Source organism: Sphingobacterium sp. HJSM2_6 (assembly GCF_049316305.1).
GTDB lineage: Bacteria > Bacteroidota > Bacteroidia > Sphingobacteriales > Sphingobacteriaceae > Sphingobacterium.
In genome coordinates, this window is record NZ_JBMOXB010000004.1 from 214,351 (window position 1) to 233,444 (window position 19,094).

10 protein-coding genes are annotated in these 19,094 nt (G+C 38.7%); 5 read left to right on the plus strand and 5 right to left on the minus strand.

All coding sequences use genetic code 11. The features are described from left to right. Positions 1-330: 330 nt before the first annotated feature. The 4 genes from ACFRAE_RS05795 (at position 331) to ACFRAE_RS05810 (ending at position 7,942) form a co-directional block, all read left to right on the plus strand. Positions 331-3,573: a SusC/RagA family TonB-linked outer membrane protein gene (locus ACFRAE_RS05795; protein ID WP_422796184.1), complete on the plus strand. Its 3,243-nt coding sequence runs from the start codon at positions 331-333 to the stop codon at positions 3,571-3,573. 4 nt (positions 3,574-3,577) lie between these two features. Beyond that, positions 3,578-5,485 (plus strand): RagB/SusD family nutrient uptake outer membrane protein, encoded by a 1,908-nt coding sequence (locus ACFRAE_RS05800; RefSeq protein ID WP_422796185.1) that lies wholly within the window; start codon positions 3,578-3,580, stop codon positions 5,483-5,485. Between the two features lie 31 nt (positions 5,486-5,516). After that, positions 5,517-6,734: a DUF4959 domain-containing protein gene (locus ACFRAE_RS05805; RefSeq protein ID WP_422796186.1), complete on the plus strand. Its 1,218-nt coding sequence runs from the start codon at positions 5,517-5,519 to the stop codon at positions 6,732-6,734. Between the two features lie 83 nt (positions 6,735-6,817). Beyond that, complete coding sequence (locus ACFRAE_RS05810; RefSeq protein WP_422796187.1) at positions 6,818-7,942, plus strand: DUF4998 domain-containing protein; 1,125 nt, start codon at positions 6,818-6,820, stop codon at positions 7,940-7,942. 618 nt (positions 7,943-8,560) lie between these two features. On the opposite strand, the gene ACFRAE_RS05815 is transcribed toward ACFRAE_RS05810, so the two are convergent. The 4 genes from ACFRAE_RS05815 to ACFRAE_RS05830 all read right to left on the minus strand — a co-directional run bounded on the left by ACFRAE_RS05815 (position 8,561) and on the right by ACFRAE_RS05830 (position 16,401). Beyond that, positions 8,561-10,123 (minus strand): calcineurin-like phosphoesterase C-terminal domain-containing protein, encoded by a 1,563-nt coding sequence (locus tag ACFRAE_RS05815; RefSeq protein WP_422796188.1) that lies wholly within the window; start codon positions 10,121-10,123, stop codon positions 8,561-8,563. A 553-nt stretch (positions 10,124-10,676) separates the two neighbouring features. Then, on the minus strand, positions 10,677-11,348 hold the full coding sequence (locus tag ACFRAE_RS05820) for a DUF3823 domain-containing protein (protein ID WP_422796189.1): 672 nt from the start codon (positions 11,346-11,348) through the stop codon (positions 10,677-10,679). Positions 11,349-11,365: 17 nt separating this feature from the next. After that, positions 11,366-13,192, minus strand: coding sequence for a RagB/SusD family nutrient uptake outer membrane protein (locus ACFRAE_RS05825; RefSeq protein ID WP_422796190.1), 1,827 nt, complete (start codon positions 13,190-13,192; stop codon positions 11,366-11,368). A 29-nt stretch (positions 13,193-13,221) separates the two neighbouring features. After that, on the minus strand, positions 13,222-16,401 hold the full coding sequence (locus tag ACFRAE_RS05830; RefSeq protein WP_422796191.1) for a SusC/RagA family TonB-linked outer membrane protein: 3,180 nt from the start codon (positions 16,399-16,401) through the stop codon (positions 13,222-13,224). Between the two features lie 503 nt (positions 16,402-16,904). On the opposite strand from ACFRAE_RS05830, the gene ACFRAE_RS05835 reads away from it, so the two are divergent. Then, positions 16,905-17,717, plus strand: a complete 813-nt coding sequence (locus tag ACFRAE_RS05835) for an AraC family transcriptional regulator (protein ID WP_422796192.1) — start codon at positions 16,905-16,907, stop codon at positions 17,715-17,717. Between the two features lie 11 nt (positions 17,718-17,728). On the opposite strand, the gene ACFRAE_RS05840 is transcribed toward ACFRAE_RS05835, so the two are convergent. Continuing rightward, a complete protein-coding gene (locus ACFRAE_RS05840; RefSeq protein WP_422796193.1) occupies positions 17,729-19,042 on the minus strand; it encodes a nicotinamide mononucleotide adenylyltransferase in 1,314 nt (437 codons plus the stop codon). Positions 19,043-19,094: the final 52 nt, after the last annotated feature.

The window sequence follows — 19,094 nt, forward strand, 5'->3', positions numbered from 1 at the left end:
TTTCCTAATAAATGGAAGGGGGCTTGTTTCTAAATTCTAATAGTCAATAGCTTACAGATCTAACCCTGTTCCTGTACTTCTTTGCAAGCGAATAGCGGCTTAATCTACTATTTAATTGTGTCTCTAATACGAGCTGTTTTTAAAAAGACAGCACGAAATAATTTTTCATTTGAGGAGGTGTTACTAAAAAAGAGGCAAAAAATGTCAATATAGTATATATTCCAGTTAAAATAGTTTAGGTTAATAGTCTATAACGAAGTTAAATTTGTTTTATTACATTCTGAATGAAATAGCTTCAGGGTATTATCAACTATAAACATCAACTAAATTATGAAAGTCCAGTTAATGGAAAAAATCCAAAAAAAGATTTTGACCTTAATGCGATGGAATCTTATTGTGGTCTTAGGACTGCTATTGTTTTCCAGCATGGGGTTTGCTAGAGATTTTACAATTCCGGCGACTTCGTTCCAAGATTCTCTTGGTATTGAGGTAAAAGGAACCACGAGAGACTCTTCAGGTGTATTACCTAACGTGACTATCTCGTTAAAGGGAAACACAAAGGTTGGTACGGTCGCCGATCAAAATGGTCGCTTTATTATTGAAGTGCCTAGCAAAACATCAATCCTTGAATTTCGTATGGTCGGTTATCAAACCCAAGAGGTTGTGGTCGGCAATAGTTCGAATCTCGATGTAACGATGAAGGCTATGGTCGCCGACTTTGAAGAGATTGTGGTCACAGCATTTGGTAACGTGGTCAAGAAGGAAGCAGTTGTGGGAGCTGTTACTTCGATTTCACCGGACGAATTGCGCATTCCTTCTAGTAACTTAACCACTGCTTTAGCTGGAAGAGCTGCAGGTATTATTGCTTATCAACGCTCTGGCGAACCAGGTCGTGATAATGCAGAATTTTTTGTGCGCGGGGTAACCACATTTGGTTATAAAAATGGGCCATTGATTTTGATTGATGGTATTGAGTCTTCGACGACTGACCTTGCGCGGATTACGGTAGATGATATCTCTTCCTTCTCGATTCTTAAAGATGCTACTTCTACCGCGGTATATGGTGCTAGGGGAGCAAATGGCGTTATTCTAGTCGAAACCAAAAAAGGAAAGGAAGGCCAGGCTAAAATTTCATTACGCGTAGATCAGACATTTTCTGCGCCGACATCAAATGTAGAATTTGCAGATCCAGTGACCTATATGAAAATGGCAAATGAAGCCGTGCTTACTAGGGATCGGTTAGGGTCTATTCTATATTCCGATGATAAAATCAACCGAACAGGACAGCCAGGGGCTGATCCTTATATTTATCCTTCAAATGATTGGCGTGACATTCTTTTTAAAGATTACACAAGTAATCAACGATATGCCCTAAATGTGAGTGGTGGTGGTGGTGTAGCTCGTTACTTTGTATCGGGTGGAATGAACCAAGATAATGGGGTACTTAAAGTTGATCCGGTGAATAACTTCAATAGCAACATTAACTTAAAGAGTTATTCTTTACGTTCCAATATTGACATTGATCTTACGAAGAGCACCATGCTGACCGTCAGATTATATGGTAATTTTGATGACTACCGTGGTCCGATCTACACTGGAGAAGAGGTGTATCAAATGATGATACGTACCAATCCAGTACAGTTTCCGGCGACCTTCGAAAAAGACGATGACCATAGTCATGTAAAACATATCCTTTTTGGTAACAACGTGACTAGGAGTAATAGAGGATCTCTGTATGTAAATCCTTATGCCGAGATGGTACGTGGATATCGTGATTGGAATCGCTCGAAAATGATGGCTCAAATGGAAGTCTCCCAAAAGTTGGGTGATTGGGTGGAAGGCCTAAACTTTAGAGGGATGTTTAATATTGAGCGTTTTGCCTACAATGCAGTGACACGCTCGTATTTGCCATTCTATTACGAGGTTACGAATTACGATCCTATTACACAAGATTATTCTTATCGTGTTATCAATTCATCGGCTAACCAGCAGCCAATAGGTCCAATAGGTCGGGAGTATTTGGATTATTGGGGGCATCCAGAACTTAGGGAGGTGAATTCTAATTTTTATGGACAAGGGATACTTTCTTATGATCGAACTTTTGATGAGAAGCATTCCATCAGCGGAATGTTAGTTGGAATAATTCAACAACGCCTTAATTCGTCGGCCAATACCTTACTTAATTCCTTGCCTTTAAGGAATACAGGGATTTCAGGTCGTTTTACTTATGGTTTTGATACCCGCTATCACGCAGAATTCAACTTCGGATATAATGGTTCAGAACGTTTTTATAAAACAAAGCGATTTGGTTTCTTCCCATCGGCAGGTGTGGCTTGGACGATCCACAACGAAAAGTTTTTCGAATCATTGAAAAACACTGTTAACACATTTAAAGTACGCTATACCTACGGTATTATTGGTAACGATGCCATTGGAGAACCATCGGATAGGTTCTTCTATATGTCTGAAGTTAATATGAATTCTGGCATCCGAGGTGCTCGTTTTGGTAGAGATCTAGGTGCTGGAGGTTCAAGATACTTAAATGGCGTATCGATCTCTAGATACGCTAATGAAGAAATTACTTGGGAAAAGTCGTACCAACAAAACTTAGGCTTGGAGTTAGGATTTTTCCGTGCGATTAACTTAAATGTAGATTTTTTCAAACAGCATCGTACAAATATCCTAATGACCAGAGCATTTATTCCTGCAACCATGGGTTTATCTGCTCCAGTAAGGGCGAATGTTGGGGAGGCTTCCTCACAAGGTGTCGATGCATCATTAACATTGAACAAGACATTTGATAATGGATTGTTTTTGTCAGCGATGGCCAATTTTACTTATGCAACCAATAAATTCTTGGTTAATGAAGAACCTGTTTATCAAGAATCTTACCGTACACGTGTAGGCCAAAACATCAATCAATCTTTTGGCTATATCGCTGAACGATTGTTTGTGGATGATGAGGATGCATTAAACTCTCCAGAACAGAATTTTGGGCGTAAGGTAATGGGTGGTGATATCAAGTATTTGGATGTGAATAATGACGGAAGAATAACGCAAGCGGATCAAGTGCCTATTGGATACCCAACGGTGCCTGAGATTGTTTACGGTTTTGGTCCTTCGGCATCTTTCAAAGGCTTTGACCTTTCCTTATTCTTCCAGGGTTTGGCTAATGAGTCTTTCTGGTTAAATTATTGGACAATGAATCCATTTGTGGGGGAAAGACAGGCGCTTAAAGTGATTGCTGATGACTATTGGAGTGAGCAGGATCAAAATATCTATGCCTTATGGCCTAGGCTAAGTAATTATGAGCATAACAATAATGCCCAACACAGTACTTGGTTTATGCGGAGTGGTGCTTTTATTAGGCTGAAGACAGTGGAGTTTGGATATACTTTACCAGCCAAAACGGTGAAGAAGATTGGCGCATCTAATCTTAGGGTATATTTTAGTGGAAACAACTTGTTTACCGCTAGCAATTTCAACTTATGGGATGTTGAAATGGGCGGGAATGGCTTAGGCTATCCTATTCAAAAAACCTTTAACCTTGGCTTGCACCTTAATTTCAATTAATATCATGAATATACACACTATAAAAAAGCTTTCTATCGCTAGCCTTATCGCTATTGCTTCGTGTTTTACTTCATGTACACGATACTTAGACATTATGCCAGATAATGTCGCAACATTAGAAAATGCCTTTGCCATGCGTGGAGAGGCTGAGAAATACCTATTTACCTGTTACTCTTATATGCCTAGAGATGCCGATATTAATGGTAGTCCGGCTTTATTTGGGGGTGATGAAATTTGGGAATTACCTGATATTGGAGAGACTAGCATGTACAGGCAGTTGGCTGAAGGAAATCAAAACATAAATAGTCCAATAGGTGGTAATTATTGGAATCATCTTTATTCCGGAATACGTGATTGTAATATCTTTCTGGAAAATATAAACACCGTACCTGATATTGAAAATGAGGAACGCTTACAGTGGATCGCAGAAGTAAAAGTATTAAAGGCTTATTATCACTTTATGTTGGTTCGTATGTATGGTCCAATTCCATTAATTCGTACAAATAAGCCTATATCCGCTGGTGTAGACGAGGTAAAGGTTGCTAGAGCGCCTGTAGATGAGTGTTTTGCCTATATTGCCGAAATACTGGACGAGGCAAAAGATGATCTATTACTGACCATTGTAGATCCTCAATATATGGGGAAAATTACCAAAGCGGTGGCTTATAGTTTAAAAGCGAAAGTGCTGACTTTCGCAGCTAGTCCTTTATTCAATGGCAATACTGACCAAAGTAGTCTAGCTAATTTAGATGGCACCACATTGTTTAATGCGGAGTATTCCGTAGCCAAATGGCAATTAGCGGCTGATGCCTGCCGAGAAGCGATAGCTATGTGTGATAGTGCAGGTATTTCTCTTTTTGAACATCCAGCGATCAAAGCTGCTTATTTAATTAGCGATACTACCCAAAACGAACTCAGTCTTCGCATGTCCTTTTCCGAAAAATGGAACACTGAAATCATTTGGGCAAATACCCAGAGCTGGATTAATCGGGTTCAAGTGTTAGCTTCACCGGATTGGGCACCTAGTCCACAAGCGCGAGTGTGGATGGATAATCGCTATAATGCACCTTTAAAAATTGTTGAACAATTTTATTCCAATAATGGAGTCCCAATTACCGAAGATAAAACGTGGGCTTATGGCGATCGTTATACGACGAAGACAGCAACCCATGCGGACAATCATAGGTTATACATAAAAGATGGATTTACGACAGCTGTCCTGAACTTTAATCGGGAACCTAGGTTTTATGCATACCTCGGTTTTGATGGCGGGATTTGGTATGGACAAGGTCGATTTGATGACAATCAACCAAGTGGACTTTTCTACCTTCAAACCAAATTAGGAGATCCAATAGGAACACAATCTTCTTTTCAAGGACCAATAACAGGTTACTCTATTAAAAAATGGATCCATCCTGATAATGTAAGAAGCCCGTCAAATTATACAACAGTGGATTATCCATGGCCATTGATGAGGTTGGCAGATTTGTACTTGCTTTACAGTGAATGCCTTAATGAGGTAAATGGCCCGAATGAGGAAGTATACCTTTATTTGGATAAAGTGAGAGAACGTGCAGGATTGAAAGGCGTGTTGGAAGCATGGACAGAATATTCCGTAAACCCTGCAAAAGCGACTAATCAAAATGGACTGCGTGATATTATTCGTAGAGAGCGCTTAAATGAACTTGCATTTGAACAACAACGATTCTGGGATTTACGCCGTTGGAAGATGGCAATGACTGAAATGAATAAAAGTGTCGTTGGTTGGAATGTACATGGTTCTACCACAGATTCATATTATAGACCTACAAATATTTTCCAGCAGCGATTTAATTCAAAAGATTATTTCTGGCCTATTGCAGAATACGAACGAAATGTAAATACCAATTTGGTACAAAATATTGGATGGTAACAGACTTCGTACAATTATAAAATAAAAAAATATGAAAAGGATATTACAACTTTTTATTCTCGCACACCTATCAATGATTTTTTGGAGTTGTGACCAGAATGAAAATTACATAGACTATACAGATAAAAATTTACCCGCTCCAAAACAGGTGTATGATGTTAGGGTTATCCCTAAAAATGGTGGAGCAGACATTGTCTATAAAATCCCCAAAGATCCTAACTTAAGTTATGTGAAGGCGGTGTATGAGACTTCCGTTGGAAAAACTTGGGAAGTTAAATCTTCTTATTATACGGACACACTAAAAGTAGAAGGTTTCGGTGACACCAATGATTATGAAGTAAAGTTGTATAGTGTGGGGAAAAATGAACGGGAGTCAGAACCGTTAATTGTTGCAGTAAAACCATTAATACCGGCTATTCAATCTGTTTACGGAACATTAGCTATTGCTGCAACTTTTGGGGGGATCAATATCAAGCTTCAAAACCCTGAACGTGCTGACTTAGCCGTAGTCGTTATGGTAGACTCTTTAGACAATGGGCATTTTGAAGAATTAACCACTTATTATACTGCCGCCGATAAAATTAGTTTTTCCTTGAGGGGCATGAATACCAAAGCCAAGAATTTTGCAGTCAAACTAAGGGATAGGTGGAATAATCAGACGGAACAACAATTGACAACATTGACGCCTCTGTTTGAAAAGGAATTAGATAAATCCAAATGGCGAGCAGTTGAACTGCCTGGAGATAACTTTCAGTATGTGGAGAACTATCCCCTACGAAAAATATTTGATGGAGGGTTTGGATATTGTTGTCTATTTGCGACGGATAGATTCCTATTACCGCATACGATAACCTTAGATTTAGGATCTCCAGTGGTTTTGAGTCGGATGAAAACATGGTTGCATCCTGAAGGCGCATATCAAAGTTCCCACCCGAAAGATTTTGAAGTATGGGGAGCGACAACCATTAACCCCGATGGGGACTATATTGATGTCACCAGTAAAACCTACCGAGACAATTGGGTGAAATTAGCTTCGTTCTCTTCTTTCAAACCTTCGGGTCCAGGAGAAATCACTCCAGAAGATCGGGATTATGCACTCAATAGGGGTGAAGATTTTGAATACGAACCCGGTATTCCAGCAGTGCGTTATATTCGTATCAAAACCCTTAATACTTGGGGAATTCCTAGCGGCAGCACGCAGGTGGTTATCCAGGAGCTTAGTATATGGGGGCAAGATGCGAATAACTAAAATGATAAATCAATTAAATTACGATGAAAAATAATATATATTTTCTTCTCATACTCCTTGTGGTAGTATCGGGATGTAAAAAAATGAACGACAGCTTTATTGAATTCGTAAAACCCGGTGGTATTACTTATGTAGAAAGAGCTAAATTGGTCAAGACTTATTCTGGTTTTAACAGAATCAAATTTGTATGGCCTGCTCCTGTAGATCCCAATGTTACTAAAGCACATATTTATTGGAACAACTTTTCAGATTCGGTAAAGATTGATATATCATCAGATTTGGATTCCGTAAAGTATTTCCTCGATATTCCAGAAGGAACTTATTCCTTTACGATCAGGACCTATGATGATGCTGGAAACCGTTCTGTTCCTGTGGAAGTTCAGGGGAGATCGATTGGTGAATCGTTTTTATCCAACATGTTTAACCGTCCTTTAGTTCGTGCTTATGTGGATAACACGGATGGTCGTCTTGAATTAAACTGGGGTGGTGCTGATATCCACAATGGTAGTGTGGGGCATCTATTGCGTTATACTACGGTTTCAGGAGCTGAAAAGAAACTATTTATCAAACCTGAAACTTCAGTTTCTTTACTTACGGATTATAAAAATGGGACCGACCTTATTTACGATACTTGGTATTTAGCCGATACAACTTCTGTAGATACACTTAAAACCGAATTAACATCCTTTTCATCAGAGGCAATTCGTTATAAATTGGATAAATCTAAGTTTAGGGAATATGTTCTTCCAACCGATGCAATTGCAAGAGCGGATATAGGTTGGCATCTTCGTAATGCATGGGATGGCAGTAGAAATCCAGATCCAGGCTATCATAGTTATAATGTGATCAAACCGGCACAAGTAACTATCGATTTGGGAACGCCTGATTATGGGCTTTATTCCTTTCGATTATGGCAACGTACAGATTGGGGAAGTTCTTACTCGCACGGAAATCCTAAAAATTTCACGCTATGGGGAAGTAACGAACCATCGTCCGATGGCAGTTATGTAGGATGGACAAAATTGGGAGATTTTACATCCAACTCGCATGTTCTTGCAGATGGGGAACTGTTTATTATTCCACCTGGAGCTCCTGCATCAAAGTACTTACGAATTCAAGTGGCCTCTACCTGGGGATATGGTACGGCTGCGGATCCCATTGTGATTATGGAGATCGAGCTTATGGGTAATTTTATTGGCGCGAATTAAGGGCTTTTTAATTGCGCTAGCTGAAATTGCGCATGAAATTATAACTATTCGATTGAGGTATTCGATTATTGGTTAAGTTGCGTTGTTTACTCGCTGGGAAACTTACTTATCCCAGCCCATTCAAAACAATGAACAACCAATGGTCGAATACCAAATCGTTATCTACAACAGCCCTATCTAAAAATGGGCTGTTATTGTTAAGTTTAAGAGAGTCAAGCTCGGCTAAATCTTCGATTTTCTTCCATTCATCCTGTTTATTTAGCATTGTTGCGAGCAAGAAAGTGAGTTATCAAATTCTTGATCTTGCCTCAGGCATAGTATTTGCCTCAGGAGGGATTTCCTATGGACTCAGGTGCATTCAACGGTAAATATTGATTTGATTGTTCAATTAAATAAGTCGAGAATTTAATCCGGATTGCCTTCCTAATGCCTATTTACTACCTGATGATAACAGGAGTGAATCAGGTCAAGTCACTAGATTCATCATTAGCCATGGATGTTTAAAGGACCACGTTTTGTTGTCCCTGTTTTAAAGCAGCGTATTTCCTGCATCTTGATATCAAAAAAAAGAGGTTGTTATTGCTAACAAACCTCTTGAATACGCATATCAATTTCAAACTATTCTACGACTTCGATCGTTTTACTTGCCAGATGCGTTCTGCCGAACATATCAGTTGCTTCCATTTCCACAACATGTTTCCCCGCTTTCAATTTAGGCAATTTTAAACGCCATAGGTGATCCGACTCTACAGGGTCGCTAGGTCTCCTTCCTGCTAAGAATTCGGTGGCACCATCGTAAGCAAGCAATTGTTGGGTATAGGCAGGATCTGGAGCATCAATGCGTTGCATTTCTTTCCATTCCCCTTGACTGATGCGGTACCTTATTTTATCGCTTTTCGAACCCAAAAAGAAGTTTGCATACATGTAATAGCGGCCACTGTACTTCTCTGCTATAATAGCAGGTGCGAAGACAGCAATTTGATAGTCATCATTTTTATCGACTACTTTATAATCAAAATTATATTGATTGCCATTGATGTTTAGAATAGCATATCCTTTTGGAGTACCATCACGCATCGTAGATGTAGGAACACCCGCAGCATTCAGTATTCCGGAATACCAATCGCCAGAAGTGGTCCCTACGTTATATTCATGCAAGGGTTTTATTCCATTCCAGCCATGTTCCTTTGTATAAAAAATTTGTTGTTGGTAATGGGTATGTGCCGAAAGTGCTAAGATATTTGGATAGTCTTTCAATAAATCAAACAAGACTTGACGGTCATCATTTCGGAATCCTTTACCATTTGATGGATTCAGTGGAATATGGAACGCCAGCACAATCAATTTATCCTTAGGAACGAATTTCAAATTATTAGCGACAAATTCCAGCTGATCCTTACGAAATCCCCCTTGATATCCTTTTCCTGTTTCAGGATGCGGATAGATAATATTATCTAAAACGATAAAATGTGCATCTCCCACATTGAAGGCATAGTTTGCAGGACCAAAAATCCGTTCAAAGCCTTCGTCTGCTAAGGAATCTTGCTCCACATCAAAGTTCATATCGTGATTTCCAATAACATTGAACCAAGGAATTTCCATTTGTGCAATCGTGCTTTTATAGCTTGGGTGTAAGGTTAAATTGTCCCCAACTAAATCGCCCAAACTAATACCGAACAATGGGCCTTTTTTGTTTTTTGCTTCATCAACAACAGCCTTCTTGAAATAAGTTATTTCAGCTTCGTTATAGGCTTGTGGATCTCCAAAAACAAAGGCCGAAAATTGCTTCGTATCCTCTTGAGGGGTCAATGCAAAATCTATGGCTTTGGGTAATTTACCAGTAGGAGAGACTCCTGCATATTTTAATTCCGGAGAACCTTTAGGCTTGTGAATATAATAGGATTTGTTTTGATGCTCAGCATCCAAGGTCAATTGGTAACCTGAGGGTTTAATGACAAAAATAATTTGGTCATCCCCAACTTCCAATTCATACCTTCCTTTGCTATCGGTTTGTACCACCTGTCTCCCGTTGCTGACACTTACAGCCGCTAAACCAATTTCTTTTTTATCAAATTTCCCATTATTGTTCGCATCAACGAATACGGTTCCTTTGGCTATTTCTTGTCCGTATGCTGTGCCAGTTAACAAACATGCGATCAAAGACCAGTATAGATTTTTCATGTAAATGTGTTTTATTTAGGTCAAACTTATATCTTCTACTTTACTCAAATATTAAGAAAATGTTATTTATGTAATTGTAAGCGCTGTTTTCTAGGTTTTGTATACCTGCTTAACGAAACAAATAGGCGGGCAATAATTTGCTTACTCAGGTCTAAATTTAAAAATAACTATTTTTTCTTAGCAATCCAACATGTGCCCGGTATTTAGCAAAATCAATTACACGCGTTTTTTTCTTACTCATTTTCATCGATGTTTCAGGGAATCAGCTTTGCTATTTCAGCGCATTTCCTTCGGATTTATTCGTGTCAGTTCCATGGAAGATCCGAAGAAGATCCAAAGGAGATCCGCTTGAAAATAAAATTTATATGGGATAAACCCCGAGTTTAATAGCGTAATTTTTGGAAATTCAAGGCTTAGTTTTCCTGTTAATAGCTAAAATACTAGCTAAGTTTATGGTTATAGTTAGACAGCAAAAAATGAGAAGTTGCAAAACTGCAACTTCTCTACCGCACTTCTGCGAGTTGAATAAAGTTTTGTTAAAAATGTATAAAATTTACCTCAGCTTGATGACTTCGGAATAGATTGCTTGATCAGCGGCTGTCGCGCGAACACCAATCCGAGCAAACAAGGCATGAGCTGATTTAACATTCGTATTGCTAGTTAGATCTTCAGCAACAGCAATAGGGTTTCCAGGTGCTGCTGTATAATCTTTACGGTAAATATTACTGACATCATCGACAAAAGCAGTTTTACTAATCAAGATCGTGTAATACGATAAATTGGCTGCCGGAAGGTTCTTTACCAAATTAAAACTTCCACTCAGTTTATAATCTGTAGATAAGGCTAATTGTGCGTTTTCAATGATATAATAAGGGTCAACTTCATAATTTACCGTTGCCTTACCTTGCAGATTGATTTCTACGGTATCTGTTGCATTTAGCCAAGGGCCATTGTTGTTTCTGCCGACCAATTTATATTTTCCGTCAAATATTTTAATGCTGAAACTGCCATCTTGTTTTACAAATACAGGTACTTCGGCCTTTAGGGCGTAACCCGGCTGGTATAATTTAAGTTGTACCGCTTGATCGGTCCCTTTTACATTTAAAGGGGCGCCATTAAAAGTGATTTTCCCCTCAATGATCGAGGTCGGTTCCTCGTAATTATCTTTACCGCAACTTTGAAAGAGCAACATAGCAGCCAAGATGTGATATATTAATTTTTTCATGTTCTAATCGGTTTAAATTATTGAAATGGATTTCTTACAATTTTAGGATTATTATCAATCCAACTTTGATCGATGAAATTATAATAATGCCTCATCTGAAAAAACCGAGGGTTAGGAGAATTGCTAAACAGTTGTTTGTCAAAGACCCATTTGCCATGGTTTGGCGTTCCAGGAGCAACTACCCGATAGGGGAATAAAGCATATTGCATTGCTTCGGGATTTTGATTGACACCATTCCATACTTTGTCCGCGAGTCTCCAACGTTTTAAATCCCAGTAGCGATGATTTTCAAAAGCAAATTCTACGCGTCGTTCTTGCACAATATCCGTTAGGCTCACACTTGTCAAGTTGGGAATACCTGCTCTAGATCGCACCTGGTTAATATATAAGACAGCCTTTGTTGGGATGTTTAATTCCATCGCGGCTTCAGAAGCGATTAACAAGGCTTCGGCAAATCGAAACCGCGGAAACCAAAGGTCACTATTTCGACCTCGAGTCGAAGCTAATGGGGTTTCATCAAGAAACTTTCGGTAAAAGAATCCGGTTTTATTCACGTACTGCACATTGGAAGTGATAGGCCCATTGACTGCGGTAATTAAACCATTGGCATCGGAAGCGCCTAAATCTCCAGTTTTGGTTACATATACTCCATTTTGTAATATTTTTTGTCCGGCTTGTAAAACCACCTCTGTGCCTTTAAATAGGGAACCAGGTAGGATTACTGAAGCTGCTAAACGAGGGTCTTTATCTTTGAAGAGCTCTAGGGGTGTGCTGTAAAAGATGTAATTTCCTGCTGCATCCTTCGTTTTTAATTCGCCATTTCTGGAATTGCTATATTCGAAATCTTCTACCAAATTTAAAATGGGACCAGCATACGCACGATCAATGTCTTCGGCGTGGGAGGCGGGAATATTTTCTCGGGTAAATCCTACTGTTTGTCCAGGATAAATGTAATCCTTTGCCCAAATGATTTCGGTATTGTTTTCTTTAATATTTAAAGCTTCATAGAAATTACGGCTTCGGTCATCTGGTTTTTTCAACATCAATTGGTATTTACCTCCATTGATAACTTCTTCCGATGCGGCTAAAGCGATTTCATAAAACTTAGTTGCTTCAGCAGCTGGAATTCCTACTTCGGCGTTGGCTGTGCGAATAGGACTAGTCATTTTATTGTTGTAATTGGCGATGGATCCGGCATAAATAGCAGACCGAGCTTTCAACATCAAGGCGGCCCATTTATTGGCCTTTCCAGCATTGACTGTTGGTTCTACACTTAGACTGGCATGGATGGCATCCATTTCAGAAATGATGTATTCATATATTTGGGATTCTGTAGATCGGGGATATTGTAAAGCCGTAATATCCATGCCTACAGCATACTCAAATACCTCATCGCCCACAATAGGCATACCACCAAGGCCTTTAGCCAAGTGGAAATAAATCCATGCTCTCAAAAAGCGAGCTTCTGCTTCATAGCTTTGCGTTTTTTCAGCAGGAAGGCTGGAGCGTTCTCTTAATCCTTTGAGAAACTGGTTGATGTTTCGGATTAAGGTATAATCATATACGCGCCACTGCGTATCCGAAAAGGTTTGTATATTATCAGGTCCACCGTCAGATTTTCCTGCTTCATCCAAGATCGTTAAGGAATAGGAATCTTGTGTGCTTTGCCCCCAATGTACGCGTCCATAATAATTGGCGAGGACAGATTTTATCATCACTTCATCCGAGTATACCTGATCTTCCGTCAATATTTGATCTGGATTTTGATCCAATATTTTACTGCAACTTGCGGTACCCAAGGCAAGAAAAATAATGGCTATATAGGTTTTTGAAATAATTTTCATCGTTCATCAAATTTAGTTTACAACGCTATTTATAAGGTTAAATTGATTCCAAAATTCATAATTCTAGTTGTTGGATAAGCTAGACCATTAGTCGCTTGAATCTCAGGATCTAAACCCGGTAGGTTGGAAAAAGTCAGTAAATTTTGTCCAGAGAAATACAGTCGGATTCGTTTAATATTGATCTTGTTGGTCCACTCGGATGGAATGGCATAGCCAAATTCGAGGTTACGTAATTTGATATATTTAACCGTCGTTTTCCAGAAGTCACTGTTCCAATAATTACTATGATTGGAGTTTCCAATTAACAACATCGGATATTTACCTGGAATTAGCTCACTGTTGGCATCGTAAATGTCGGCTAATTTCCAACTGTTTTCCATGTAGTATTGCGCATTGTTTCCACCATCATGAAACGGATTTCTTTGTTCCCATTCCATAAAATAGGTGTTTAATGCACTTCCCGAAAGATCAAAAGCGAGGTCAAAGTTTTTCCAACTGAAGCTGAAATTTAGTCCATAATTGAAAATTGGCGTAGAATCTTGTCGATATCCAATAGGTCGTTCATCAAGGCCATTGATGACACCATCGCCGTTTTGATCCACATATTTTACATCACCCGGGCGTAAAGTTTTATTGCCTTGCCTATCATTATCGATTTGCCAATTGGCAATTTCGTCCCAAGTTTGAAACTGACCATCTGAAACTAATCCCCAATTTATGTAACCGTAACGTTCATTGATGGAGTTTCTATAGACATTCCAAGAGTTGCTAAAGCGAGGTTTGTATTGATTCCAATCGTAAAATCGGGAATAGGTCACATTGGCTCCGACACTATAGTTTAATTCGCCGACCTGATCTGTCCACTTAATCATACCATCCATTCCTTTGATGACATCTGAATTTAGATTTTCAGAGGGTAATGCAAATCCAACCTCAGAAGGCAGTAAGATGTCATAGCGAGAGGCCGGTAAGCCTGTTCTAATGCGACGGAAGTAGTCAATAGTTCCGCTTAACTTGGAGTTGATTAGCGAAAAGTCTAGCCCAATATCAAAGACTTTTGCGCGGATCCAGGATAGGGTCGTCACTGGTAGACCTCGGGGTTGAGAGCCAAGAACATATTCGCCGTCTATGACCGATCCACCAGTTTTATAGTTAAAGCCAGGCATATAGCCGAAAGCACTGTATCCAGCCACTTCATCATCTCCTAATAAACCATAAGAAGCTCTGATTTTAAAATCGTTTAAAACCTGGAGCGCACTGTTTTTCCAAAAGTTTTCAGCAGACATTCTCCATCCTACAGATGCGGCAGGGAAGAAACCCCAGCGATGATTTGGCGGAAATTTCCAAGAACCATCATATCGACCAGATAATTCCACTAAATATTTTCCTTCATAGTCATAATTGGCTCTAGCCATATATCCAATTCGACCTTGCGTATTGTTTCCTATATCATCATAGGTATCCATCGTTTGGTAATCGATTAATGTTAATGAGTTCGAGGTAGGAATGGAGTGTACCCATGTGGTTGGGGTATTTCGTTGAATGGTTTCAAAACCAACTAAGGCATTGATGCTGTGGCTGTTAAATGTTTTAGCGTAATTTAATTGAATATTGGAAGTCAATTCCTCCACATAGCCCATTCGGCGTTCACGCCAAGGATTGTTGTTCTCAAAAATAACAGGATACGTATCATCCGATTCCCTGTACTCATAAAGTTTGTAGGTGAATTCGTGATTATCTAATTTTTGGTTAGCAAAATAATATCCTATTAATGCTTTGGCTTTTAAACCATCCATGAGGTTATATTCGGCATTGGCATTTAATTGAGCCACTCGCCAGGTATCGGTATATTTTCCCGATAAGTCATAGTTTAACCAACCAAAATTAGTTCCTGGATCGGTTGATGTACGGGTAGGGTATAGGGGGTTGTCGTTGGCAAAAGGCCGCTTGGTCGGAAGATTGCGGTAGGTGGCAAAAATTGGTAACCAATAATCATCCGATCCAGGTACTCCAGGATTCGTTCTGTTTTCATAGCGGCCATTGACAGAGGCTCCGACTTTTAGTTTACTTGTGATTTGGGATTCTACATTCATTTGAATATTGGATCGTTTAAACCCTCCATAATTCACAATCATGGCATCTTGATTGAGATGGCCTATACTGAAGTAGTAATTGATTTTTTCAGATCCACCGGAAGTATTCGCTGAAATATATTGTTGTGGCGATGTCTCCCAAATGTAATCGTACCAATCAAATGGACGAAATCCTTTTTCAGTCCCTTGAGTCCATTTTTCAAAATCTTCTTTGCTATACGTATAGGAGCTTTTGCCCTGTATAGTTTCTGACTGAATGTAATTTTGAATGTAGGTATTGACTGAAGCAGGTTTGGCAAAGGCTGCGAGATTTTGAAAACCATAGTTACCAATGATATTGATGGTGTTTTCAGCATTGAGTTTTCCTTTTTTGGTGGTGACCACGATAACTCCATTAGCCGCACGTACACCGTAAATAGCGGCAGAAGCATCTTTCAATACGGATATACTTTCGATATCGTTAAAGTCTAGGTTGTTGAATTGTCCGGCATCTTTCTGAACACCATCAATGACATATAATGGATTACCCATGTTTCGAATTTGTAAAGCAGTTCCAGCGCCTGGGCGACCGTCTACTTGGCGTGAGTTGATCCCAGCAATTTTTCCGACCACTGCTCCGGAGGTCGTGGATGAAACGGAACGGCTTAGATCTTGCTCGCTAAGGGTAGAAATAGCTGAAGTAAGGGATTCTTTCTTTTGACTCAAACCGAATCCTGTCACGACAACTTCTGATATGGTTTGCGAGTTGTTGCTGACTAATACGATGTCGAGGCTGTTTTGGTTTGCATTTATAGTGATTTCTTGAGTTACATATCCTTGGTAAGACACTACTAAAACAGGGTTTGCTGTTGTTGAAACTAAAGAGAAGGATCCATCTATATTGGTAGAAGTACCTTGGCTAGATCCTTTAATCATAATAGATGCACCCTGAAGCGCTTGTCCTGACTCCGTTTTGACGGTTCCAGTGAGGGTTCGATTTTGTGCATATAGGGTGGAATTCCATAGGAATTGAATACATAGAACACAAAAAAAGTAGCAGATCTTTTTTCCATACCTGTCTAAATTTCTTAGGCTATACATCAGTGAATGTTTGTTTGTTTTTAATAATAAGTTCATAATGATTAGTTATTAGGTTATTAATCCAGTGTTTTGAGTAGACACATTGAACTTCAATACTTGAACTCCTGTGGTTAAACAGTAGGCCAAGTTATTTTTTCTGTAAATGTTTGCTATATTATCTATAATCCTCCTTTCTTGTTCGTTTGAAAAAAAATACTATTCTATTTGACGGGTTGCTTAAAGGTTTTATCAGGGATTGCTTGTTTAGGAAAATTTCTAAAACTATTGGCGTTTTTTGCTGTTTTTACTAGTAGATAAAATGCATAACGCATATAAAACGCCTTGAGTTTCAAGTAAGTTTATGTTGTTCATAGGCTAGCAGTTTCGATAGATGACTCAAATATAACGTATAGTTTAATTAATGTTAATACACTATTATGTCAGATGTTAGCTGTATTTTATCTTTAAGAGATATTGTTTTTAAAAAGAAAATAATGATTCTAAGACCAATTGCAAAACCGCCTATTCCAAGCAATAAATGCTTTGTGGTAAAAAAAATTATGGAGCCGTTTTTCGAATCCAGCTTACATAGCCATCAAGAATTCCAATTGACCTACGTTTTTAAAGGTTCAGGATATCGTTTAATTGGAAATAAACTAAAACCTTTTTCTGAGGGTGATATGGTACTTTTGGGTCCTGATATTCCACATTTTTGGAAAAGTGACCGCAATTATTTTGAACAAAAAGCGGTAGACACTTGCGGAATGATTGTGCTATATTTTGATAAAAATATTCTAGGAGATTACTTGTATTCCAAGGAGGAATTTCAGAAAATAAAAATACTCTTTGAACGAAGCAGGGGCGGCTTGTGGATCGATCAGGAAACCCGAGATCAAGTGGCTATGCTGTTAGAGAATTTGTTAGCAAGTACAGGCTTGGATCGAGTGATTTATTTGTTAAAAATACTAGATAAATTCGCTTGTTCTAAAGATTTGAAGTATCTGAATGATTTAAATGTGATGGATCATTCCGAGTCAGAAATAAACCCTATTCAAAAAGTCTACGACTTTGTAAATCATAATTTTAAAAGAAAAATCCGATTAGGGGAGGTTGCCGATTTGGCCAATATGACAGAAACATCATTCAGTCGTTATTTTAAGATGAAAATGAGCCTTTCTTTTTCAGAATTTGTCAAGAAGGTTAGAATAAACTATGCCTGTAAACGCCTAAATGATTTTTCGAAAAGTATTGAATCGATTAGTTATGAGTGTGGATTTTTATCGATGACCAATTTTAATAAGCAGTTTAAGCAAATCACAGGGAAAACCCCTTCCGCCTACAGGGAGGAGTTTTTTAGAGTGATCGTGAACTAAAAGCTGTCGAATTAAACTGTTTTTACAAAACGTTCGTCATAATTATCGATATCAATAATGTAACGGTTATTGATTAAGAAATCAAAAAGTGGTTTTGCTTCTTCAGAAACGGGCATATTACGGGTAGTTACAATTTTATCCGACTTTTTATCTAAGTACGGATAAGCATATAATTTTACATTTTTACTGAACATTCCTGAAATATAAGATAACAATTCATTGGTGTATTGTTCCTTATTGTAATTATGGGAATTGAAAATATTTTTTAGATTGGATACGTTGGTTGCTATACCGACCTGTTTAGGTTTGAAAGTCTGTACAAATTCCGCCAAATGATTATTCCTTCTAAAGTTGGAAACTAATATGTTATTTCCAGTAGAACATAAGTATTCGGCACGATTTGCAAAATAGATTAAATCCTCATCGGTAATTTGTGTGCTTTCATCCAATACATTGCCCATCAATACTTCAATTAAGACGACCGTATCTTCAGGGATTGCACCTGTATTTTTCTTGAACTCTTCCACGGCTAAGTTGAATAAATCAAAGTTAGGGTTTGATTTCTGGCGGTATTTGGTTCGAAGGATAATGATGTTTTTCTTGTATAAATAATCTTTGATTTGTGCAGCTTTACCGTCTGGTTTAAAGATGGCCGCTTTAGCGAAACCTTTGGCAATTAAATAAAGGTTTAGCAGGCGTTCGTTGGCATTTTGGAATAAGGGACCTGATACTTTTACCAAATCAATCTCGACTGATCCGACCGATAAATTATCGACCAAGGATTCGATCATGGTTTGAGGGTTTTGCGCATAATAGAATGCAGCAAACAAGAGGTTGACTCCGATAATACCTAATACTTTGGTCTGCAGTCTATTGTCGCTATCTAAAAGTCGTACATGGATAACAATGTCATTGGTAGGACCACCCACTTCGTGTTGAAAACGAATTCCAATCCATCCATGTGGTTCATTAGTTTTTGTGAAATTTAACGTGGTTACTGTATCGGCAAATGCGAAAAACTTTTTGGAGCAATATTTTTCGCCATGTAATCTTTCCGTCAATAGATTGAATTCGTGATCCAACATTTTGGTAAGACGAGTTCGACTTACGTATCGACCAGAATCCTCAATGCCATAGATGGCATCGGAAAAGGCCATATCGTATGCTGACATGGTTTTGGCAATGGTTCCTGAAGCGGCACCCGCTTCAAAAAAGTTACGAGCGACTTCTTGTCCTGCACCAATTTCGGCGAAGGTGCCGTAGATGTCTGGATTAAGATTTATTTTTAGTGCTTTTCGTTTTGTTTCGTAAATTTCTCTTGCCATGTGGCAAATGTACGTAAAAAGCGTTAATTATTGCGTAAAATGGTCAGGATAG